Source organism: Pseudomonas agarici, from assembly GCF_900109755.1.
GTDB lineage: Bacteria > Pseudomonadota > Gammaproteobacteria > Pseudomonadales > Pseudomonadaceae > Aquipseudomonas > Aquipseudomonas agarici.
In genome coordinates this window covers 94,422-117,424 of record NZ_FOAR01000007.1, presented here as the reverse complement: position 1 = coordinate 117,424, position 23,003 = coordinate 94,422, and the positions used below count along the sequence as shown (strand labels likewise).

The 23,003-nt window shown below is 59.6% G+C and carries 19 protein-coding genes and 4 pseudogenes; 18 read left to right on the top strand and 5 right to left on the bottom strand.

Annotated elements, in window-relative coordinates; genetic code table 11:
• Positions 1-47: 47 nt before the first annotated feature.
• From BMX68_RS08860 to BMX68_RS08815, 10 genes are all read left to right on the top strand, one after another.
• Positions 48-1,271: a CaiB/BaiF CoA transferase family protein gene (locus BMX68_RS08860; protein ID WP_017133609.1), complete on the top strand. Its 1,224-nt coding sequence runs from the start codon at positions 48-50 to the stop codon at positions 1,269-1,271.
• A 37-nt stretch (positions 1,272-1,308) separates the two neighbouring features.
• Entirely contained in the window at positions 1,309-2,451 is a 1,143-nt protein-coding gene (locus BMX68_RS08855) for an acyl-CoA dehydrogenase family protein (RefSeq protein ID WP_017133610.1), read from the top strand.
• Between the two features lie 5 nt (positions 2,452-2,456).
• Positions 2,457-3,530: an acyl-CoA dehydrogenase family protein gene (locus BMX68_RS08850; RefSeq protein ID WP_017133611.1), complete on the top strand. Its 1,074-nt coding sequence runs from the start codon at positions 2,457-2,459 to the stop codon at positions 3,528-3,530.
• A 49-nt stretch (positions 3,531-3,579) separates the two neighbouring features.
• Positions 3,580-4,380, top strand: coding sequence for a crotonase/enoyl-CoA hydratase family protein (locus BMX68_RS08845; protein WP_017133612.1), 801 nt, complete (start codon positions 3,580-3,582; stop codon positions 4,378-4,380).
• A gap of 45 nt (positions 4,381-4,425) precedes the next feature.
• Positions 4,426-5,205 carry an SDR family NAD(P)-dependent oxidoreductase gene (locus BMX68_RS08840; RefSeq protein ID WP_026013363.1) on the top strand — a complete coding sequence of 260 codons (780 nt, stop codon included), beginning with the start codon at positions 4,426-4,428 and terminating at the stop codon, positions 5,203-5,205.
• Between the two features lie 120 nt (positions 5,206-5,325).
• Positions 5,326-6,630 (top strand): MFS transporter, encoded by a 1,305-nt coding sequence (locus BMX68_RS08835; RefSeq protein ID WP_017133614.1) that lies wholly within the window; start codon positions 5,326-5,328, stop codon positions 6,628-6,630.
• 25 nt (positions 6,631-6,655) lie between these two features.
• Entirely contained in the window at positions 6,656-7,594 is a 939-nt protein-coding gene (locus BMX68_RS08830) for an SMP-30/gluconolactonase/LRE family protein (RefSeq protein WP_017133615.1), read from the top strand.
• Entirely contained in the window at positions 7,595-8,761 is a 1,167-nt protein-coding gene (locus BMX68_RS08825) for an acyl-CoA dehydrogenase family protein (protein ID WP_017133616.1), read from the top strand.
• Complete coding sequence (locus BMX68_RS08820; protein WP_017133617.1) at positions 8,758-9,771, top strand: phosphotransferase family protein; 1,014 nt, start codon at positions 8,758-8,760, stop codon at positions 9,769-9,771. The genes BMX68_RS08825 and BMX68_RS08820 overlap by 4 nt, the downstream gene beginning before the upstream one ends.
• Positions 9,771-10,151: a DUF6285 domain-containing protein gene (locus BMX68_RS08815; RefSeq protein WP_074862046.1), complete on the top strand. Its 381-nt coding sequence runs from the start codon at positions 9,771-9,773 to the stop codon at positions 10,149-10,151. The genes BMX68_RS08820 and BMX68_RS08815 overlap by 1 nt, the downstream gene beginning before the upstream one ends.
• 115 nt (positions 10,152-10,266) lie before the next feature.
• Here BMX68_RS08815 and BMX68_RS08810 read toward each other — a convergent pair.
• A pseudogene (locus tag BMX68_RS08810) lies at positions 10,267-10,449 on the bottom strand (epoxyqueuosine reductase QueH); the annotation flags it as partial.
• Between BMX68_RS08810 and BMX68_RS25870 the strand changes: the two are divergent.
• The 5 genes and pseudogenes from BMX68_RS25870 (at position 10,411) to BMX68_RS26330 (ending at position 12,190) form a co-directional block, all read left to right on the top strand.
• Positions 10,411-10,590 (top strand): hypothetical protein, encoded by a 180-nt coding sequence (locus BMX68_RS25870; protein ID WP_017133619.1) that lies wholly within the window; start codon positions 10,411-10,413, stop codon positions 10,588-10,590. The pseudogene BMX68_RS08810 and the gene BMX68_RS25870 overlap by 39 nt on opposite strands.
• Positions 10,587-10,736, top strand: coding sequence for a hypothetical protein (locus BMX68_RS25865; RefSeq protein WP_017133620.1), 150 nt, complete (start codon positions 10,587-10,589; stop codon positions 10,734-10,736). The genes BMX68_RS25870 and BMX68_RS25865 overlap by 4 nt, the downstream gene beginning before the upstream one ends.
• An 81-nt stretch (positions 10,737-10,817) precedes the next feature.
• A pseudogene (locus tag BMX68_RS25400) lies at positions 10,818-11,306 on the top strand (Hcp family type VI secretion system effector).
• A 9-nt stretch (positions 11,307-11,315) separates the two neighbouring features.
• A pseudogene (locus BMX68_RS08800) lies at positions 11,316-11,680 on the top strand (hypothetical protein); the annotation flags it as partial.
• A gap of 133 nt (positions 11,681-11,813) precedes the next feature.
• A pseudogene (locus BMX68_RS26330) lies at positions 11,814-12,190 on the top strand (hypothetical protein).
• A gap of 200 nt (positions 12,191-12,390) precedes the next feature.
• Here BMX68_RS26330 and BMX68_RS08790 read toward each other — a convergent pair.
• Together BMX68_RS08790 and BMX68_RS08785 are read right to left on the bottom strand one after the other, a co-directional pair.
• Positions 12,391-13,782 carry an MFS transporter gene (locus BMX68_RS08790; RefSeq protein WP_039792829.1) on the bottom strand — a complete coding sequence of 464 codons (1,392 nt, stop codon included), beginning with the start codon at positions 13,780-13,782 and terminating at the stop codon, positions 12,391-12,393.
• A 464-nt stretch (positions 13,783-14,246) separates the two neighbouring features.
• Positions 14,247-15,182 carry a helix-turn-helix transcriptional regulator gene (locus tag BMX68_RS08785; RefSeq protein WP_017133626.1) on the bottom strand — a complete coding sequence of 312 codons (936 nt, stop codon included), beginning with the start codon at positions 15,180-15,182 and terminating at the stop codon, positions 14,247-14,249.
• 147 nt (positions 15,183-15,329) lie between these two features.
• Between BMX68_RS08785 and BMX68_RS08780 the strand changes: the two genes are divergently transcribed.
• Positions 15,330-17,333: a TonB-dependent receptor gene (locus BMX68_RS08780; protein ID WP_074862044.1), complete on the top strand. Its 2,004-nt coding sequence runs from the start codon at positions 15,330-15,332 to the stop codon at positions 17,331-17,333.
• 37 nt (positions 17,334-17,370) lie between these two features.
• Here BMX68_RS08780 and BMX68_RS08775 read toward each other — a convergent pair whose 3' ends face one another.
• Together BMX68_RS08775 and BMX68_RS08770 are read right to left on the bottom strand one after the other, a co-directional pair.
• Positions 17,371-18,327, bottom strand: coding sequence for a helix-turn-helix transcriptional regulator (locus BMX68_RS08775; protein WP_074862041.1), 957 nt, complete (start codon positions 18,325-18,327; stop codon positions 17,371-17,373).
• 11 nt (positions 18,328-18,338) lie between these two features.
• Complete coding sequence (locus BMX68_RS08770; RefSeq protein ID WP_017133631.1) at positions 18,339-19,181, bottom strand: class I SAM-dependent methyltransferase; 843 nt, start codon at positions 19,179-19,181, stop codon at positions 18,339-18,341.
• A gap of 244 nt (positions 19,182-19,425) precedes the next feature.
• Between BMX68_RS08770 and BMX68_RS08765 the strand changes: the two genes are divergently transcribed.
• Positions 19,426-21,210, top strand: a complete 1,785-nt coding sequence (locus tag BMX68_RS08765) for an ABC transporter ATP-binding protein (RefSeq protein WP_017133632.1) — start codon at positions 19,426-19,428, stop codon at positions 21,208-21,210.
• Positions 21,207-22,952: an ABC transporter ATP-binding protein gene (locus tag BMX68_RS08760; RefSeq protein WP_017133633.1), complete on the top strand. Its 1,746-nt coding sequence runs from the start codon at positions 21,207-21,209 to the stop codon at positions 22,950-22,952. Before BMX68_RS08765 ends, BMX68_RS08760 begins: the two co-directional genes overlap by 4 nt.
• Positions 22,953-23,003 lie beyond the last annotated feature (51 nt).

Genomic DNA, 23,003 nt, shown 5'->3' with positions numbered 1-23,003 from the left:
CTCCCCTCCATAACAACGACGGCAACACCGTCTCTGGAGGCTATGTCATGGCTGGACCCTTGTCTCATCTGCGTGTACTCGACATGTCCAGGATTCTCGCGGGGCCGTGGGCCAGCCAGAATCTGGCCGATCTGGGCGCCGAGGTCATCAAGATAGAACGTCCAGGGCACGGTGACGATACGCGTGCCTGGGGGCCACCTTTCCTCAAGAACGCCGAGGGCGGCGAAACAAGCGAAACGGCCTATTTTCTTTGCGCCAATCGTGGCAAGAAATCCCTCACCGTCGATATCGCCACGGAAGATGGCCGCAGCATCATTGTCGAGTTGGTTCGCCAATCGGATGTGCTTATCGAGAACTTCAAGACCGGCGATTTGAGCCGATATGGCCTTGACTATGACACGCTGAAGGTCATCAACCCGCAATTGGTGTATTGCTCGATAACCGGTTTTGGCCAGAACGGCCCATTCAAATCGCAAGCCGGTTATGACTTCATGATTCAAGGCACCGGCGGGCTTATGAGCCTCACGGGCAGCCCTGAAGGACTCAACGGCGGCGAACCGATGAAGGTCGCGGTACCGGTGGCGGACCTGATGACCGGAATGTACGCGACCGTCGCGATCATGGCCGCCCTGACCCGGCGTGACCGCAGTGGCGGCGGCGAACACATTGACGTGGCGTTGCTCGATTGTCAGGTATCCATGTTGTCGAATCAGGCGCAGAACTTTCTGATTGCACAAACCGTCCCCAAACGCTATGGCAATTCTCATCCCAATGTCGTGCCTTACCAGGCATTTCCTACCGCTGATGGCCATCTTATTCTCGCGGTCGGCAATGATTACCAGTTCAGCAAATTCTGTGAGGCCGCTGGGGTGCCCTGGCTGGCGAAAGATCAACGCTTCATCACCAACGCCGCACGGGTCTGCCATCGCGAGGAGCTGATTCCCGAAATGGTCGCACTGTTCACGCAGCGCGGCACAGATGCCTGGATGGACCTGCTGAGCCCCATCGGAGTGCCGTGTGGTCCCATCAACCGACTTGACCAGACGTTCGACCACCCACAGGTCAGGCATCGGCATATGAAAATCGAGATGGATCATCCCCTGGCGGGCAAGGTTCCGCTCGTCGCCAACCCGATCCATTTCGTCGAGCACCCTATTGAGTACCAGCTCCCACCGCCGTTGTTGGGCCAGCACACCGTCGAGTTGCTACGCGACCTCTTGGGCATGAGCGAAGAGCGCATCGCCACGTTACGCGAGAGCGCAATCGTATAAGCGTTGCCGTCCGATTCCATCACGGGAAATCATTTTCATGCTGAGCAAAGCCTTTCAACCGTGCCCCCTGCCGCCCGACGCCGAGGCGTTACGCCCGCAAATCAGGGCGTTTCTGGACGAACACTTACGCGATTATTCCAACGTCGACCGTGCCTATTCCTGGATGGGATTCGATGCGGCTTTCACCCGCAAGCTTGCCGAGCGTGGCTGGATCGGCATGACCTGGCCGCGCCGTTATGGCGGCAGTGAAGCCAGTGCGTTTTCACGTTATGTGCTCGTCGAGGAGTTACTGGCGGTAGGCGCTCCGGTACTCGCTCACTGGACCGCCGACCGGCAGAGCGGTCCGTTGATTCTGAATGTCGGAACCGAAGCACAGAAGGAGCGCTTTCTGCCTGCCATCTGTCGAGGCGAATCGTTTTTTTGCATCGGCATGAGCGAGCCCGACTCAGGATCGGATCTGGCCGCCACCCGCACCCGTGGGTTGCGCACCGATACCGGCTGGCTGATCAACGGCACGAAACTGTGGACGACCAACGCCCATCACTGCCACTACATGATCGCGCTCGTGCGAACCACACCGGGATCAGAGAAACAGCAGGGCCTGTCCCAAATCATCATCGATCTGCACGCCGAGGGTGTCACGGTCAGCCCCATCCGTGACCTGGCGGGCGAATCGCATTTCAACGAAGTGGTGTTCCAAGAGGTGTCAGTGCCCCATGAAAACCTGATCGGCACCGAAGGTAACGGTTGGGCGCAGGTCATGTCGGAACTGGCTTTCGAGCGTAGTGGCCCGGAGCGCTACCTGAGTACTATCGCCTTGTTGCAGGAAATGCTTCGTTGCGTGGGTTCGGCCCCAGACGCGCAAGTGCAGACCGCCATTGGGCGCATCGTCGCGCACATCATCGTATTGAGACAGATGTCCCTGGCGATTGCCGGGCAGCTCGAACAGAAGCACAACCCGGCGATCGAAGCCGCCTACGTCAAGGACCTGGGGACCGAACTCGAACAGAGCCTTCCGGAGATCGCCCATGCCTTGATCGACCTGCAACCGAGCTTGGCCTCCCACGATTACGCGCGCGTACTGTCCTATATCACCCAGGTCGCGCCTTCATTCTCCCTGCGCGGCGGAACCCGCGAAATTCTGCGAGGCATCATCGCTCGCGGTCTCGGCCTGAGGTAATCGACGTGCGCGATATTCTTGAAGACAGCATCACTCGCCTATTGGGCGACTATGTGACGCCGCACCTGTTACAGGACGCGGAGCGCGGCATCTGGTGCAGTGCTTTGTGGGACGAAATCACCCATAACGGCTTTCCCGGGGCACTGGTCAGCGAAGCCAAGGGGGGCTCGGGCTGTTCATGGTCCGAGGTCTTTCCCCTGGTCGCGGCGGCGGGCAAATACACGCTCCCCTTGCCACTGCCGGAAACCCTGCTTGCGGCGTGGATACTCGATCAAGCCGGGCTCGACATACCGGACGGTCCGATCACGATTGCCGATCCCCTCGTCCATGGGCCAATCGAGGCGACAAGCGTCGATGGTGTCTGGCGCTTGTCGGGAGAGCTCGGACACCTTCCATGGGGCAACGCCGTAACGTTCTGCGTGGCTGAAGTGGCAACCCGTGACGGTGCACGGATCGCCTTGTTCTCGCCGTCCGACGCCGACATGCAGAACGATCGGAACATCGCTGGCGAAGCACGCGATCACCTGAAGCTCGCGGCAACGGCGGCATTGCTGATTGCCCCCTTGCCGCCATCGCTGCCACCCAATCCCCTGCGCTTTTATGGGGCAATGTTGCGCAGCGCGCAAATCTCGGGGGCCATTGAGAGGCTGTTGGAACACTGCCTGCTGTACGCCAGCGAGCGGGTGCAGTTCGGTAAGCCCCTCTCGAAGTTCCAGGCGATTCAACAGCAGATTGCCGTATTGGGCTGCGAGTCGGCGGCCTGTTTTACCGCCGCCGCTTATGCCTTCCAAACCATGGGCAGCCCCCAGGAGCAGATGGCGATTGCCGCCGCCAAGGCCCGTACCAGCGAGGCTGCGGGCAAGGCCGCGGCTATCGCCCATGCCGTGCATGGCGCCATCGGTTTTACCTACGAACATTCGTTGCAGTTTGCCACTCGCCGCCTCTGGTCTTGGCGCAGTGAGTTCGGCAGCCATGGATGGTGGTCACAACGACTGGGCCAGGCGATCTGCGCCAATACCAGCGCCAGCACGCTTTGGCCGGCGGTGACAGAAGGCACGCTAGAGCTATTGCAGGGCTGACCCGGCAACCATCCCAACCACGACGCCAGAGCCAGGGTGCGAGCACAACATGAATGATTTTCTGATCTACGAACAAGTCGATGGCATCGTCACGCTGACGATGAACCGTGCGGATGAGCGCAATGCCTTGTCCGAAGAAGTGCAGATGCTCGAATTCGTCGATGTCTGCAACAAGATCACCCGCGACGCCAGTGTGCGCCTGGTGATTCTGACCGGTGCGGGCAGGGCGTTTTCCGCCGGCGGCAACGTCAAGCACATGCGGGACAAGAAAAGCTTTTCCGCCGGATCGCCCCTGCAGATCCGCAACGCCTATCGCAACGGTATTCAACAGATTCCGCTGGCGCTCTATAACCTGGAAGTGCCGACCATCGCTGCGGTGAATGGCCACGCCATCGGCGCCGGCATGGACCTGGCGTGCATGTGCGATATCCGGATCGCCTCCGAGAATGCCAAATTCGCCAGCTCCTTCGCCAAGCTCGGTATCGTTCCGGCAGACGGCGGAGCCTGGTTGTTGTCACGCACCATCGGGCCAGCCAAAGCCTTGGAACTGATGCTGACCTGCGAAACCATCGACGCTCACGAAGCCAAGGCTATTGGCCTGGTCACCAAGGTGACGGCACATGACAGGTTAATGGCCGACGTCCTCGAATTCGCCCAACGCATCACCTGCCTGGCGCCGCAAACCTTACGGTTGACCAAACGCCTGCTGCGTGAAAGCCAGCACCTCAGCCTGGCCAGCTCGCTGGAGTTGGCCAGCGCGTACCAGGCGCTGGCGCATCACTCCGCCGACCATGACGAAGCCGTCAACGCCTTTCTGGAAAAGCGCACACCTGTTTTCGTGGGCCGTTGAACGGACGGCTCGATAGCAATCGCCATGATCAAGCAGAGGCTACTGATGAGTGACGTCAACCAAGCACTGTTCCGGCTCGATGGTCATCGCGCCTTGATTACCGGCGCCTCTGGTGGTTTGGGCCAGAGGTTCGCCCTTACGCTGGCATCGGCTGGCGCTGACATCGTCGTGGCGGCACGTCGCAGTGATCGCCTGGCCGAGTTGGTCAGCCAGATCCGCGCCATGGGCAGAATGGTCCAGGCAGTGGAACTCGATGTGACTGACTCGGCGACCATCAAGGCGGCATTCGACGAGATTGAGCAACATGGCCAACCGGTGGACATTCTGGTCAACAACGCCGGGGTCACCGTCAGCAAGGCGTTCCTGGAGCAAAGCGAAGCCGATTGGGATCATGTGCTGAACACAAATCTGCGCGGCACCTGGAGCGTGGCGCAGGAATGCGCTCGGCGCCTGGTGGACAGCGCCCGCTCCGGCAGCATCATCAACGTCGCCTCGATTCTCGGCGAACGTGTGGCGAGTCATGTCGGGCCTTACGCGGTTTCCAAAGCCGGTCTGATCCAGGCCACCAAAACCACCGCCCTGGAGCTGGCGCGCTACGGTATTCGGGTCAACGCCCTCCTGCCCGGCTATATCGTCACCGACCTGAACCAGGCGTTTCTGCAAAGCGAAGCCGGCCTACGTTTGCGCGACCGCATCCCTTCGCGTCGGTTCGGCCACCCACAGGACCTGGACGGCCCACTGCTGCTGCTGGCCAGTGATGCTGGCCGGCATATCACCGGCGCGACCCTGGCCGTCGATGGTGGCCATCTCATCAGCAGCTTGTGATGCCTGTGCGTGCCAGCCGGTTGGCAACCGCATCCGCGACTGCCAATGGCTCATCCATCGATCAGAAAAAAGGATTAGAGAGTGACTGCTACCTAACGGCCCGACCCTAGAGGAAACGCAATGACTACAAAAATAAAAGACATTGTTGACTGTTCATCCACCGAACATGACGACGGCAGCATCGGCGCGTTTTATCGCAGCATGAACCCCATGGCCAAACGAACATTCTGGGCGTGCAGCGCGGGGTGGGGACTGGACGGGCTGGATTTCATGATTTACCCGCTGGTCATTGGCTCGATCATGGCGCTTTGGAACGTCGACATGGGCGCCGCCGGTTTCGCCGTGACCGCCACGCTATTGTTTTCCGCCATCGGTGGCTGGCTGGCGGGTTTTCTGTCTGATCGCATCGGCCGCGTCAAAACCCTGCAATATACGATTATCTGGTTCGCTACCTTCAGCCTGCTGTCGGCTTTCGCGCAAAACTTCACCCAACTGACGATCTGCCGAGCGCTGCTCGGCTTAGGCTTCGGCGGGGAATGGGCCGCCGGGGCGGTGTTGATGGGAGAAGCTATCGGCGCGCAATACCGGGGACGCGCGGTCGGCTGTATGCAGTCTGCCTGGGCCATTGGCTGGGGCTTCGCGGTACTGGCCCAAGCGGTGCTGTTCAGTCTCATGGATCAGGAAATCGCCTGGCGCACCATGTATGTCGTCGGCGCGCTGCCCGCCGTGCTGGTGTTCTTCCTGCGCCGTTATGTCGACGAGCCCGTGCAGGCCGCCGAAGTCCGCCGCAAGCAGATCGAGACCGGAACCAAGCGCCCCTCGATACTGGAAATTTTCCAGCCCGACATCCTGCGCACCACCTTGCTGGCATCGTTGATGTCGACCGGCTTGCAAGGCGGGTATTACGCGATCACCACCTGGGTTCCGACCTTCTTGCGCAAGGAGCGGGAGCTGACCGTAGTGGGATCGAGTGGCTATCTGGCCCTGCTCATCGCCGGCAGCTTCGTGGGATACCTGGTCGGGGCCTGGTTGGCCGACCGTATTGGCCGGCGCAAATTGTTCCTGGTGTTTTCGGTGGCGGCCATTGTGCTGGTGCTGGTTTATACCAAGGTCAAGATTTCCAATAGCGCGATGTTGTTGCTCGGCTTCCCCCTGGGTTTCTTCTCCAGCGGCTATCTTTCCGGGGTTGGCGCTTTTTTGACCGAGCTGTTTCCGACGCGCCTGCGTGGCTCCGGCCAAGGCTTCACCTACAACTTCGGGCGTGGCATCGGCGCCTTGTTTCCAGCGCTGGTGGGTTACTTGTCGGCAAGAATCGGCCTGGCCGATTCCATTGCACTCTTTGCGGTGCTGGCCTACAGCTTGTTCTTTATCACGGCATTCCTGCTGCCAGAAACCCGTGGTCGGGTGCTTGATGTGGATGCCTGACATTGCCATAAGAGGACGCTGCCCCATGATGTATCTGGACCATCCACCGGTTCTGCTGGAAACCCGCTTGTTCAGTGCCATGCCAGCGGAGTTTCGCCGGGTCGACGTTGACTCGGCCTGGTCGCTGGCCAATAAAGGCGCGCAACGGGTCGACAGCTTCATCGAAGGCCCCTGCTTCGACAGCCAAGGCAATCTGTACGTTGTCGATATTCCCTTCGGACGCATCTTCCGGATAAACAACGCCAGGCAATGGACGCTGGTGGCCGAATACGATGGCGAGCCCAATGGGCTCAAAGTCCTGGCCGATGGTCGTCTGCTGATCGCCGACTATCGAAATGGCTTGATCGAACTGGACCCGGTGAGCGGTCAAACACGCCCCTTCCTGTCACGCCACAACAGCGAGTCGTTTAAAGGGATCAACGACTTGACCCTGGCCGCCAATGGCGACATTTATTTCACCGATCAGGGACAAACCGGCCTGCATGATCCCACTGGCCGTGTCTTCAGACTCTCAAGGACAGGCAAACTGGACTGCCTGTGCGCCACGGGCATCAGCCCGAATGGACTGGTGCTCGACCCGCAGGAAAAGGTCCTGTATGTCGCCATGACCCGCGACAACTCGGTCTGGCGCCTGCCATTGATGGCCGACGGAAGCGTCGCGAAAGTCGGGCGTTTTTGCAGCCTGTTCGGCGTCGCCGGACCCGATGGCCTGGCCATCGACGCCGAGGGCAACCTACTGGTCGCCCACGCCTCCCTGGGCCATGTATTCATGTTCGCCCCCAACGGCGAGTGCATTGCGCGCATCAAGTCTTGCGCGGGAAACATCACGACTAACATCACATTTGGCGGACCGGCAAATAAGCAGTTGTTCATCACCGAATCGAAAACCGCTTCGGTGTTGTTGGCCGACATGCCGCATCCGGGTGTGGCACCTGCAATCGACTCGACGCTGAGGGCTTCATAGATGGAATTCTCGATATCGCCTGAACTACAGACCTTGCAAGCTCGGGTACGCCGCTTCATCGAGCAACGAATTATCCCGCTGGAGCGCGATGCGCGCTGCGGCTCCCACGGCCCCAGCGACGAGTTGCGCCAACATTTGATCGGCCTGGCCAAAGCCGAAGGCCTGCTCACCGCACATATCGCACGCGCCTATGGCGGGCTCGGCCTGGACCACCGGGCCAAGGCCATTTTTTTCGAAGAAGCCGGGTATTCACCCTTAGGCCCGGTGGCGTTGAACATCGCGGCGCCCGACGAAGGCAATATGCACCTGCTTGAGGCCATCGCCACTCCAGCACAAAAAGAGCGTTGGCTGCGCCCACTGGCAGCGGGTGATATCCGTTCGTGTTTCTGCATGACCGAGCCGGACCCCGGCGCCGGCTCCGACCCCGGCATGCTACAGACCCTGGCGGTCCAGAGCGGCGAAGACTTCATCATCAATGGCCGCAAATGGTTTATCACTGGCGCGGACGGCGCCAGCCTGGGCATCGTCATGGCCAAGCTCGAAGACGGTCGCGCCACGATGTTCCTGGTGGACATGAAAACCCCTGGCATCCGCATCGAGCGTTCAATGGACTCACTGGACAGTTGCTTTCCGGGAGGGCACTGCGTGGTGGCATTCGATAACGTGAGCGTGTCGGCGAGCGCGGTGCTCGGGGAATTGGGGGAAGGTTTCAAATACGCTCAGGTGCGGCTTTCGCCAGCGCGCCTGACCCACTGCATGCGCTGGCTCGGTGCCGCTCGTCGCTGCCATGAAATAGCCTGTGGCTACGCCGCCCGACGCATGGCATTCGGCAAGCCGCTCGGCCAGCATGAAGGTGTCGGTTTTATGCTGGCGGACAATGAAATGGACATGCACTCCTGCCGTCTGGCGATCTGGCATACCGCCTGGGTGCTGGACCAGGGCCGGCTTGGCCTGACCGAATCGAGCATGACCAAGGTCCTGGCCTCCGAAGCCGCCTGGCGTGTGGTCGATCGCAGCGTGCAAGTGCTCGGCGGGCAAGGCGTCACGGGGGAAACCGTGGTCGCGCGAATCTTTGCCGACCTGCGTGCCTTTCGCATCTATGACGGCCCCTCCGAAGTCCATCGCTGGAGCCTGGCCAAGCGTATTTTTCGGCAATACAGCGCATGAACGACACGATGCGCATCGCCCTGCAAACCTATGTCGCGACACAGGCACGGGCAGTCCACGTGCAATTTCGCGAGCATTCGCTGTTGTCCGGTGGCGCCATCCAGGAAAACTGGCGGGTGATTGCCGACGTGACGGGCGGCCCCTATGCGGGTGTTCTCGCGCTGGTCATTCGCGCGGACTCACCGTCCGGCGTCTCTGTCAGTCATGGCCGGGCGCAGGAATTCCAGCTACTCAAGGCAGCGTTCGAAGCCGGTGTCACGGTGCCCGAGCCGCTCTGGCTGTGTACCGATGTCGGCGTCATTGGTCGACCGTTCATCGTCATGCGCAAGGTCGCCGGCCTGGCCGCCGGGCATGTATTGGTAAAAAACCTCGGTCTTGGCGGTGATCGCCAGGCGCTGACCTTTCGTCTCGGCGCCGAGCTGGCGACTATTCACACGATTCGCCCGCCGCGCCAGGATCTCGCGTTTCTGCCGAGGTACGAGGAGTCGCCCGCCTTGTATGCCGTGAACCGCTGCCGAATGTTTCTGGACCGGCATCACACTCCTCATCCGGCGCTGGAGTGGGGGCTGCGCTGGCTCGAAAGGCACGCCCCGGACTGCACAGAACGGGTGCTGGCGCATCGGGATTTTCGTACCGGAAACTACATGGTCGACGAGCATGGCCTCACGGCGATTCTCGACTGGGAGTTCGCCGGCTGGAGCGATCCACTGGAGGATCTGGGCTGGTTCTGCGCCAAATGCTGGCGTTTCGGCGCAACGGCCCTGGAAGCGGGAGGAATCGGCGAGCGCGCCGACTTCTATAACGGCTATGCCAGTGTCTCCGGGAAACCGGTGCCCACGGAGCAGGTGTACTACTGGGAAGTGATGGCGCACCTCAACTGGGCCATCATCGCCATCCAGCAGGCCGAACGGCACCTCTCGGGCGAAGAGTCGTCGTTGTTACTGGCTCTCACCGGCCATATCGTTGCAGAACTCGAATATGAAATCTTGCGCATGACGGAGGTCGACTGATGCGTGACGCACCCGATGGCGAACAATTGCTCATCACTGCCCAAGCGCTGCTACGCGATGAGCTACTGCCGACACTGGCGGCGGATCAACGTCATGCCGGATTGATGATTGCCAGAGCCATGGCCATTGCCATTGGGCAAATGCACAACGGTGATCGACATGAGCTTGAGGAGTTGGCGGTCCTGGACACGCTCATTCCCCTGCCTGGCGCGCCAGAGCTGCCTTGGCGAGAAAGACTGCGGGAGGCCAACCGTCAACTGAGCCTGTTGATCCGCCAGGGGTTCGCCGACCACGGCGAACCCCGCCAAGGGGTGTATCGGCACCTTCTGGATACGGCACGCCACAAGCTGCGGGAGAGCAATCCCGGTTATCGGCAGTAATCGACCCTCGTGGCAAAGCCCGCCTTGGTTGCACCGAGGCGGGCTTTTTTATCAAGATACAGCGGTAGTACTCTTGCTGACAGAAACGTTCGCGCTTGCTGATCTCGATCATCCGTGCCGAACCGCCGCCTTTGCGCCAGTTGTAATCCCAATAGCTGACGCCAGGATGTTTTTGCGCGCTGCGACTGCTTCTATCGCTGATCTGCTGCATGTCTTTCCAACGGGAAATACCCAGTGAGCTGGTGATCACGCTAAAACCATGTTCAAAGGCATACAAGGCAGCACGTTCAAAGCGCATGTCGAAACATCGGCCACGCTGGTGAGCGCGCCCCAGGACAATGCTCGTTTTCCAGTTCACGAACCGGGCGAGCGAAACAGCTCAGTTGCTGCCGCAAAAGTGGCGGTCGGTTTAATCACGCAAGGCGTGATGGCCGGATGAATACGATAGCTTCGCTGTTCAAACTGATCTACTACTTCCCTGCGGCTAGGAAGCACCCACTCCACGCGCAAGTGGATCAGCAAGGCCCACAGAATAAAGTCACTTCAGCAGCGACGTTGCGTTTCAAACCACTGTTCGGCCATTGAAACTAACGTAAAAATTTGCTGTCACAACCATTCATCGCAAGATTTCTAGGTAGCATCACTTATTACCAAGGAGAGGTTCATTTGGCGTTCGACGCTTTCATTCAAATAGCAGACATCCCAGGCGAAGCGCTGGACGAGAAGTACAGCAAGTGGATCGAAATCACCGGCTACAACTTCGGCGTTAGCCAAAGCACCTCTGCCACCGCTAGTTCCTCGGGCGGTGCTTCATCCGGTCGCACCACCCTGACCAACTTCACCTTCACCAAATACCTCGACAGTGCCAGCTGTAAGCTGATGGAAGCCAGTTACGCGGGCCAGCACCTCAAGGAAGTGAAACTGGTGCTGTGCCGCGCCGGCGCTGACAAGCTCAAATACTAGGAAGTGGTACTCGAGGAAGTCATCATCGCCGACTACTCACAAAGCGCCAGCGCGGGCATACCCATCGAAATCGTACAGCTCAATTACGGCCGCATTAAAACCACTTACACCCTGCAGAAACGTGTCGATGGCAGCGCAGGCGGTAACGTGGCTGGCGGTTGGGACCGCATCAATAATAAAAAGTATTCGTGAGGCAAGACCATGCCCGACGCACGATCCCTTATCAATTCCAGAACGCAGACTTTCGACTCTCTGAAAGCCAATCTTGCGCTGCCAAAGAATGTCAAAGCCAAGTTTGTTGCTCTCAACTCCCACATTTCGGGCTCAGTTGTTCTTGCTGGTGAACTGGTGAACTGGTGAACTGGTGAACTGGTGAACTGGTGAACTGGTGAACTGGTGAACTGGTGATTGTGGGGGACTCTTCAACCCCGTCGTCTACCGCTCAAGAAGCTTTCCTGATGGCAAAGGCTGCCGAGGTGCCTACGGCGTTGCTTGCTAACGAGGTGGAAGCTGATGATTTTTTTCTTGATAATTTTGAGCTGCTCAAACAGGCGATACCCTACAGCTAGGAATTACAACCGGCCCAGGTGCATTGGCCTGCACTGTAATAGGAGGTGCCGCTGGCAGATGGGTGGGCGGGGAAGGAGGTCAGTGGGTCGGTGGAAAAATTGGAGAATATATTTATGGAGCAGTTACAAAATGACAAGTATCTCTATAGGACTATTGGGTATTTTTATAATGGTTCCCATGATTGTCAATTTGATTGCGATTGCTATAATTGCTCATAACTACGTTGAGGTTATCGAAGGTCGGCTTCCAAATTGTTCTTCTGTAGTAACCATTAGAGAAGCATGGTCCGGTGGCGGCTTGCTTGGGAAAGTAATTCGAGGAGGCGTAATTGCGATAGTGATGATGGTGCCAAATCTCTGCGCAAAAAAGGCATTGTCGACATCGATGAGATGCGTAGATTACCTGCTCGCTATAAGCGGTTATTAATAATTCCTATGCTTATAGGTATTTTTCTTTTTGTAGCTATGATGGGATTAAGGGTCGCTGGATATTGGTTAGGGCTTTAGACGCCTTTGGGCACGCAGCAGGTGATCCTGATTCTGGCCATACTGACGACCCTTCTAGGGACAGCCACCCTGTGGTGGTTGGCCAAGGCACGCGATCCACTCGTGACTTCGACCCTTGAGGCTGACCAGAAAGCCGGAAAATGAACATTCCGAGCCGGCTTTCAACGTTGGGTCGGACGTTCAACGGCGCAGGTTTTATATCAGCGCTTTAAATGCAAACGGCCACCGCCCTGTGACATCAACTCTGCCTCCGCATGCTCGACAGTCCTGACAACCGTGGCAAAACGCCGAGGCTCGATCATGGTCAGTACCAGCGCCAATGTGGTCAGTGAGCAGATGCTGAGGAAACCGAACACATAGTCCCAGTTGTAGCTGTCCAGGATGACCCCGATAACGAAGGGTACAAACGCGCCCCCCAGCGAGCCGCCGGTATTGACCACCGCGGCGGCAAACGGAACCTTCTCCTTGGAGGCCAGGCCCATCGGGTAGACCAGAAAAGTCGAATACCCGAGGTTCAGCAAAACACCCGCCAACATGAACAGTGAGGCCAGCAGCATGGGGTCGGCTGGCGAGTGAATCAAGGCGTACATCATCACCACCGTCGATGCCGCCGTCATCAACATCACCGGTTTGCGCCGCTTGTCGAAAAGCCGATCCGACAGCCAACCGCCGAGCAAATTACCGATGATCGCGCCCACCCACGGCGCCGAGGCGACAAACCCCATGCTCATGATCGAATAGTGTTTGACGTTCAACAGGTAGGTGGGCACCCACGTCATGATCGAATAGGCGATACCGACCATCAGGAAGTAGCCAAATGTACACGCCCAGTTGTTCCACGACAGCAGGATATCGCGATTGTTATCCAGTAGCGGCACATCGCGCGAACGAATGAAGCGGTCCAGCCAGCGCCTGTCCTTATCATCGCGCGGCCTCGATGCATCAGGTCTGTGGATTGCGCCGGTCTCCTGGATATATTCGACCTCGCGTTGCGAGCAGTATTTGCTTTGCGAAGGTTCGTCCTTGACCAGCCAGTACCACAGCGCGGCAATGAAAAATCCCGGAACGGCGAAGAGGTAGAACACTTCGCGCCAGCCATATAGCTGGATCAACAGTGCGCAGAGCGGTGGCACGAACGCCGGGGCTGTCTTGATCGCGGACATATAGAGGCCGGTCGCAAAGCCTTTCTCCCGCTCCGGAAACCAACGATTGATGATGGCGATAATACCGATACCGATCGGACCTTCGGCCGCGCCCAGCAGCGCTCGGGCCATCTTCAGTTGCAGGACGCTCTGGGTGAAACCGATCAACAACGTCGCCAGCGATGTCAGGATCAGCGAGCCGGTGAGCAATGTGCGAATGCCGACTTTACCGAAGTAATAACCGGCTGGGATCTGGACAACGGCGTAGGTGATATAAAACAGACTGGCCATGGCGCCGATGTCGGTATTGCTCAGTACATATTCTTGTTTGATAAAGGGCAGGACCACGCCGATATTCGCTCGATCAGCCCCCGCCACCATGTATGCCAGGCAATACAGAGTCGCTACCAGCCAGCGAAAGCGGCCCACCCGCATTCTGGAGTCATTCATTGTTCACCCCAATTTCTTGAATTTATTGTGCTTGGATGAGTCAGGGCCGGGGCAGCATGAGGGCGAATGATTCAGAAGTCTCGCCTGGGTCGATGACACGGTGCCTGCAAGGGATGCTATCGAACGAACAAGACTCGAAATAGTGAATAATCGGCTGGTCCTCGTAGTCGTTTAGGGACTCACCGCTATGGCGGTTATCTCGGTAGCGGCAATCAACGCCCATGCCGCGTACCGCCGCTACTCGGTCGTTGGAGGTGGCGTCGCCAAAGGCCTCGGATGCCATAAGTCCATGGCCAAGGCGCTGTGACGAGTCATAGCCGGGCTATGGCGAGGAACAGCAACGCAAGTCAGGGATTTATGGCGCCGAAATTGACTCATAGAACTCACCACACAGGCCACTAGCGACAGCTCGCAGGAACGGAGGGCGAAGTATTGGCTGGGCGGACAACCCTGTGCGCCAGGGTTCAGCCGGCGGTGAGTCGCGGTGGCAGGTCGGTACACTCAGCATTCGATGTACTGAAATGCAACGGATTGACCCCATAGTACCGACGGAACACTTTGGCGAAATGGCTGGCATTGGTATAACCCACCGCTGCCGCCACGTCGCTCACGCGACCTTGTTCGCGCAACAGTTGCGCCGCGCGTTCGATGCGCATTTTTTGCAGGCAGCCATAAACGCCGCTGTCGTAGAGCTGGCGAAAGCCTTGTTTGAGTTTGCGAGTGTTGAGTTCGACGCGCTGAGCCAGGCTTTCGATGGTCCAGTCGTGCTCGGGGTGTGCTTGAAGCAATGCGCGCGCCCGCTCGACCCGTGCCAGATCGCGCCCGCCTCTGTTCACGCCGTTAAAGTGCTCCAGATCCTGGATATGCGCGGTGAGCTGGCCGAGCATTTCATAGGCCTTGCCCCGCAGGAGCAGGTCCCGGGCTACGCCTTGGAGTCGGCAACCGAGCATTTCCTGGCCGATGCGCCGTACCACCTGGGGCGCCGGGAATTGGGCCAGGCGTGCGGCGTTATCCGAGGTGCTGGTCTTTTCCCAATTGCCGGTGAATTCGAATAGCTGTGTAGCCAGTTCGAGTAGCCCCGGACGGTGGGCGGCGAAACTGATATTGACCCCGCGCCAACGCGTGCCGGCAGGCACGAAGCCCACGCCCTTGACCCCACGGGTGGAATGAAACAGCGAGCAATGGTCCTTGCGCCAACTCAACGCCGGGGTATCGGCAAACTGCCGCCAGCCAGCACAGTTGGCGTGATAGGACACCGTCAACGAAGCCTCGCAAGAGGAGTCGAGGTGGCGGTCTTCATCCACCTGCCACTCGATCAGGCGGATGTCGAGCTCGTCCCCCACTTCCTCGGTCAACACTTTGGGCAGTTCATAGTCAGCGCAGTAATGATTAAGGCTCATGGAGAAGCTGCTCTTTGGGAACATAGTACAAATGATAACACTTATCAATTATAGTTCCGATCACGCGGACAATGACCCCGATCACACGCGCACTGCAAGGGCCATCTCCAGAAGATAGCGTCACTTCATCTACCCCAAGGCCTTCTCATGCTGCGCGCTCTATCCAGCCTGGCGATCCTGTTCGCCCTTACCCGCTACGCGTTGGCGGACAACGCCTTGACCTTGCCCGAGCTGCAAGTGACCGCCAACAAACGGCTACAGGCGCAGGACCAGACCGATCTCGCCTTGTCGGTTGCCACCGAGACCGATTTGCAGCGGGCCAATGTCTACAACAGCGGTGAGCTGGAGCGAGTGTTTCCCGAGTTGCTGGTACGCAATACCGGCGCAGGGCTGTTCCCCAGCCTGAGTTTGCGCGGTGTCTCCTCGTCCGATCCCTACAATGCACCGGTGGGTGTCTATGTCGATGGCGTCCCGCAATACCTGGGCACGTTCCAGCAGCAACTGCTGAACATCGAGCACATCGAATTACTCAACGGCCCCCAGGGCACGCTGTATGGCCGCAATGCCCAAGCCGGCGCGCTGAACATCATCACACGCCCACCCGACCACACCCCGACCGCAACGGTCCAAAGCCGCATCAGCAACTTGCACCGCCAGGTCGCCGTGACGGCCTCGACGCCGCTGGTGGACGACACTCTGTTTCTCCAGGGCGCGCTCTATCACGACGACGTCGACGGCGAGCTGACCCGCAGCCCTCACCACGGCGACAGCGACAACGGCGGCGGCAACCTGGCGCTGACCTATCGCCCGAACGCGGATTTCAACCTGAAACTGGCCTATGCCCGTGATCGGCTGACCTCCTACAACGAGCAATACTTGGCCGATGCCACCTATGAAAGACGCCGGGCTAGCGTCCCGTTATTGGAGTCGCAGTACACACGGCGGGTAGAAACCAGCAGTGCCACCATGGACTGGAGCTTGAGCGACGCGCTAAAGCTGACCGCTATCACGGCCCTGCAAAGCTACCGCCACGAGCGGCTGTTCGGCGACCTGGGTTTCCTCTGGCCGGAAACCCAGCGCACCATCAGCCAGGAACTACGCCTCGCCACTCAGGGGGCCGATCACACCTGGGATGCTGTCGGCGGTCTCTACTGGCAGAACAGTCGCAGCCATTCCCAGCGTGAACCGGACACTAGCGCGCCGTTGTTCGGCCTGTACGGCGCCGCCGACAGTCGTATCGACAACACCGAGAAAGCCGTGTTCGGCGAATTCACCTGGCACCTCGCGCCGCGTTGGGACCTGACCCTGGGCGTTCGTCACAGTGAGGAAAAGGCCGATACCCGATACGTACAAACCAACGCCACCTACACCCCAGGCTTCACCTATAAAGGTCACGACACCTTCACCAGCACCACGCCGAAAATCGCCCTGGGCTTTCAGGCCACGCCTGATACACGCCTCTACGCTTCTCTCACCCAGGGTTTCAAGACCGGCGGCTACAATCGGATCGGCGCCATGACCCCGGGTGCCGTGGCTTATTCACCGGAAAAATCCCTGAGCAGCGAAATAGGCGTCAAGTCGAGCCTGCTGGACAAACGCGTATGGCTCAACGCCGCGGTGTATCGCATCGATATTGATGACGTGCAGCAGTTTATCGGGGCCGCCGGCACCGGTACGCAATCGCTGGCCAACATTGGCAAAGCCCGCAGCGAAGGCGCACAGATGTCGCTGGACTGGCGCGTCGACGACGCCACCTCGATTCGTCTCGCCGGCACCGTCAACCGCAACCGCATGCTCGACTCCGAGCGCCAGGGTAACCATTTGACTTACACGCCCAACCGCACTTTGCGCGTGTCGGCCGAACGCAGTTTCTTCTTCGGCAATCAGTTGGGCGAGTTGCGTCCGAGCGTCGGCCTGAGCTACACCGGCAAACACGACTTCGATGTCGATAACCAGGTTGCCCAGGGGGGTTACAGCCTCGTGGATGCACGGCTTTCCTGGCTACCCACGCCCGACGTGGAACTGGCGCTGTATGGCAACAACCTGGGAAACAAGGATTACCGTACTTACTCCTACCTCTCCGCCGGTAACCCGTTCAGTCAGCCAGGTCAAGGGCGTGAACTGGGTGTCAGCAGTAAAATCGCCTTCTGAAGCCGCCCTGCATGAAGGGGCCAACCGGCCCTTTCTTTTATGCCTGGCGGTATTCCTTGGGCGACATCTCATGACGCTGGCGAAACAGGCGCGAGAGGTGACTACTATGGGAAAACCCGCAACGCCAGGCCACTTCCTTGATCGGCAAATCCGAACTTCTCAATAGTTTGCCGGCCTGCTCCAACCGACAATCAAGCACGTAGCTGTAGACGCTGGTGCCGAACAGTTCGTTGAACTGGCGCTTGAGCACACCGTGCCCAATGCCTACCATGCGACTGATTTCGGGGACTGTCAGCGGCTCCAGACAATGCTCTTGAATGTAGGTACGCGCCGCCAGCAACAGGCGCCGCTCGCGCCGGTTGATGCGCGGCGGCGCTGGCGTATCGAGGGACAACGGCGCTGGTTCAAGTTCAATACCTTCAGCCGTCAGGCGGCGCGCCAGCCCCCAGAGCAACTCCATGGTCCGAGCATGAGCCTTGAGACCTAGCAGCGGATTGTCCGGCACGCCGTCGGCCATAAAACACCCGGCAATCCGTTGCTCCTCGGCGGTCATGCGCAGGCGCAGCACGCCAGCCTGGCGCTGAGGATGGGAGAACCAGTGTCCGCTGCCCTTGCCACTTGCCATCAACGGTGCGAAGACCTCCAGCCACTCCAGGCTGAAATGCACAATCGCCAGTTTCAGGTCGTGATAGGCCGGAAAAAAGTCCATACCGGTGAACGGTTCACAGGCACAACTGAGGTAGCAATAACCCGAATCGTAGGTACACAGCTCAGGCACGCCTTCCATCACGAAATGGCCGTTGCCCTTGATCATCATCGCCAGAGATAAATGCCGATCCACATTGACCTGGCGACACACATCCCGAGCAGGAAAACCGTCCACCAGCCCAATGCGTACACCGTCGTGAACTTCGCTCCAGACGATGCCCGGCATGTACTGATTATGCTGCTCCAGCGTAGGGGCACTGGGACGCAAGGTGGTAACAATCGACATAGGGTTGTCCCTCAGTCATGGTGGGTGAAACGGCAATGCACCAGCGCGGGGGCCAAACGCTGGCGCAGCGGCCAAATGCGCGACAGTAATGCCAGGGCGCGTATATAGCGAGGCCAGGGCTCGCCGTAGGTCAAGGCTTGCACCACCTGTAGCCCCGGCACTTGGTGCACGAAGGATTCGAGCTCGCCCAAGGCGATGCCAAACGGCATCGGCGGAACCTGGTAGCGCGGCGTCATGGCCAGTCCCTTCAAGGTCTTGCGCGAGTACCAGGGCGGGATACAGTCGAAAAACAATTCGCCCTGCCCCAGACGTCGCACCAATCGTTGCAACAAATCCAGTACCTGGGCTGCCTGAAAATACATCAGCAGCCCGGCGGCGGTGACAAACACCGGCCCCCGCGTCTGCTGGCTGACCACCTCCAGCCATTGCCGATCCAGAGCCGAACACGCCAACAACGTATTGCGCGGATGGGCCGGGAGAAACGCACGACGCGTCTCGATCGCTTCAGGCAGATCCACCGAATACCACTTCACCCGACCGTTATCGACACGCCACAGCTGGGTTTCCAGGCCTTCGCCGAGGGCAACCACTGTGCCGTCGGGGTAACGCGACAGGAAATCCCGCACGCGGTCATCGGCATACCGCGATCGAATGCCATGGGCCGCCTGGGCCTTGCCGAAGCGGCCCTGAAAGTCGTAGTCGATGCGTTCGATCAGTTGCAGCAACACCGGGTCATCCAACAATGGATCAGCCCCTTGGGCAAATGCGGCACGGTTCCATACCGTCATCAGCATGGTCTCCGGAACGCCGGAAAGACCGGGTACCAGTCGCTGAGGTTGCACTGCTGAATTCATCCACGTTTCTCCAGATAGACCCGCTGCCGGGCGCATCATACGGGCAATGGTCGGAGGGATCTGCGCGCCACGAGAAGAACTGTAGCGCGGGGAAACATCCAAGTATTAATGAGAACAATAACTATTAACCTAATTGTGCTCATCGTAAACCCTTTGTGATCCTAATCGCTATCACGCCGCTTTATTCTGCGCCACCGATGTGTGCCGAGCCCGTCACGCAAGCCACCAGCCAACGGAGTGCCGGATGAAGAAACCAACCAAAGCCGCCAGAATGCCAACAGGGCAACCGCTGACAGTCATGAAGTTGCTGGCACTCGCTCGCGGATTGTTCGGCCTGGCAATCACTAGCGCCGTGGTTTCTACGTTGTTCGGTATTGTGCCGTTGTGGTGCGTCTACCAGATCGCTCGACAACTGCTGGCGGCGCAGCCGGACTCAACGGTTGTCCTCCACTGGGGCCTGGCGGCTCTGGGCGCGGTAATGCTGCGCTGGCTGTTGATAAGTGCCAGTCATGTGTGCGCCCACTTGGCCGCGTTCGAGTTGCTGCGTCAGTTACGCCGGCGCATCGCCCGACATTTGGGCGAGGTACCCTTGAGCTTTTTCGCTCGGCACAACAGCACCGACCTGCGCCGTATCGCTAACGATGACGTGGGTGCACTGGAAAGCTTTTTTGCGCATTTGCTGCCCGATGCGGTGTCCGCGCTCGTCACCCCGCCACTGACGTTGATCGTGCTCGCGGCCATCGACTGGCGCTTGGCGCTGGCCTGTATCGCCCCGCTGCCGCTGGCCCTGTTGGCGCAGACACTCATGATCAAAGGCGCCACGGCACGCATGGCGCAATGGCACCTTCTGCAACAGCGCATTTCCCGCAGTTTCAGCGAGTACCTGCGGGGCATCCAGGTGGTCAAGAGCTTCGGCCTGACCAGTCTGCGCTTTGGCACCCTGAGCCGCGACATCCATGAGGCAGCTGCCTGGGTAGCCGGCTTCGCACGTAAAAGCTCACTGTTCTGGGTGGTGTTTTCCGGCCTGCTGAGCGCTAACCTGATCGTCGTCGCGCCCTTGGGTGCCCTGCTGCTGCTCAAGGGGCAGATCAGCCTGGACACCCTCCTGCTGTTTTTATTGCTGGCTCCCGCCGTATTGATGCCCCTGCTGCGCCTGACCTACATTCAGGGCGAATTGATCCAACGCAACGCCGCCCTGGCCCGCATCAACCGGGTGTTGCAATGCCCTGCCTTGGAAAACAGCCCCACCGCGCACGTCCCCGAAGCGCCGTTGCATCTGTGTGTGCAAGATGTTCGTCATGCCTATGGCGAGCGCCAGGCACTGGACGGTGTCAGCTTCACCGCCCAATCCGGCCAGTTGACCGCGCTGGTTGGCCCCAGTGGCTCAGGCAAAAGCACCGTGGCCCAATTGGTCTGCCGCTTGTTCGACGCCGACAGCGGCCATATCACACTGGGCGGCACCGACCTGCGGGACTGGCCGCTGGACGCCTTACTGGAACAGGTGGCGACGGTCTTTCAGCAGGTCCATCTGTTCGATGGCAGCGTACTCGACAATCTGCGCCTGGCACGCCCCGAAGCCAACCTGGCCACGGTTCACGCCGCCGCACACGCCGCGTGTGCCCATGATTTTATCCAACGCTTGCCCCAGGGCTACCTGACACCCATCGGTGAGCGTGGCGCGCAGTTGTCCGGGGGAGAACGCCAACGCCTGTCAATTGCCCGTGCCCTGCTCAAGGACGCACCGGTGCTGATTCTCGACGAAGCCACCGCCTATGCCGACAGCGATAGCGAAGTCCTGATCCAGCAAGCCCTGGCCAATCTCTGCCGGGGCCGCACCGTGTTAATGATTGCCCACCGCCTGCATACCGTGACTGCGGCAGACAGCATCGTGGTGCTCGATCAAGGGCAAGTACGCGGTATTGGCCGTCATGCGCAACTGCTCGACACCTGCCCGCTTTACCAACAGCTCTGGCAGGACCACACGCGCATTCGCCACTGGCATCTCAACGTCTCCGGAGTACCGGCATGATCGGTCCATTGATGCGTGCCGGCGAGCGTCTGGCTGGCGAACGTGACGTTCGCCTGAGCCAAGGCCTGCGCCTGACGGCCCTCGAAGGACTGCTGAGCGCGGCGCTCTACCCGTTGCTGTATATGTTGCTGGACAACCTGTTCCACGGTCGCGCCGACTATCACGGCATCCTGGTGTTGGCCCTGGCGATGATCGCCTGCCTGGCGGCACGAATTGTGGTCGGCGCACTCGGCACTCCGCTGGTTTTTACCGGTGCCTACGCCATGATGGCCACTGCCCGCCTGCGCCTGATCGACCATTTGCAGCGCCTGCCGTTGGGTTGGTTCGGCCAGGCCAACAGCGGTGAAATCAGCGCACAGGTCACCAGCGACCTGGAACTGGTGGAAAACCTCTGGTCGCACTTTCTTGGGGTGTTTGCGTTGTCCCTGGCGCAACTGGCTGGCCTGATGGTTTTTCTGTTCTGGTTGCAACCGCTGCTGGCCGCATGGGTATTGCTGACCCTGCCCCTCGCGGGGCTGGCAATGTGGGTTGCAATCCGCAAGGCCATGCGCCACGCCGAGCGCATGCTGGCGAGCAACAACCGGACCCAGGCAGCGCTGCAGGATTACCTGCAGGGTATCGCGGTGATTCGCAGCTTTGGCCGTTTTGGCAGCGCCCTGCAGCGTTTGAACAAAGTACTGGACGCGCAGCATCGGACAATGATTGCCATCGAACTCAAGCCGGCGCCCTGGATTGCACTGTTCGGGCTGGTGATCGAGGCCGGTTATATCTTCACGGTATTGCTCGGTTGCCTACTGATCGAGCAGGGGCGCCAGGGGCTGGCGGACCTGTTGCTGTTTTACGTACTGGCCCTACCGCTGTATCGCCAGGCCCTTGACCTGGGTTTCGCCACCCTGCTACTGCGTTTCGGCCACCTGGCATTGTCTCGTACCGCACAGTTGTTGAGCCAGGCGCCCCTGCCTGAACCGGCCATCCCGCGTCGGCCTAAAGCTTTCGACATTCAATTGCAAAATGTCAGCTTCCGTTATCCGACACGCGAAAATCGCGTGCTCGACAGCCTGTCTTGCCACCTGCCCGCCGGATCGTTCACTGCGCTGGTCGGTCCCAGCGGCGCCGGTAAAAGCACCCTGGCCCACCTGGTAGCGCGCCTCTGGGATGTCGACAGCGGCCAACTGCGTATCGGCGGCATCGACGTGCGCGAGATCGGCAGCGCACGGGTGCAGGAACATATTTCCATGGTGTTCCAGGACGTCACACTGTTCTGTGGCAGCGTCCTGGACAACCTGCGGGTGGGCAACCTCGACGCCAGCGAAGCCGAGGTGATCGAGGCCGCACGCCTGGCGCAAGCCCACGATTTTATCCAGGCGTTGCCCGAAGGCTACGCCACGCGCATCGGCGAAGGCGGCGGCTGGCTGTCCGGCGGCGAACGCCAGCGCCTGTCGATAGCCCGCGCCCTGCTCAAGAACAGCCCGATCCTGCTCCTTGATGAAGCCACCTCCAGCGTCGACCCGTCCTCGGCAGCCGCTATCCAACAGGGCCTCGATGTACTGGTACGGGAACGCACGGTGCTGGTAATCGCGCACCGCCTGCACAGCATCCAGCACGCCGACCAGATCCTGGTGATGGACTGTGGACGCATTGTCGAGCGTGGACGCCACACCGAGCTACTGGCTCTGGGCGGTCTCTATAGCCACCTGTGGCGGCAACAAAGCCTGGCACGCCACTGGCACTTGAACACCTGAACCCCGCATGCCGCCCCGGCGCGGCACGAGTACTTGTCTGGATGGAGTCTC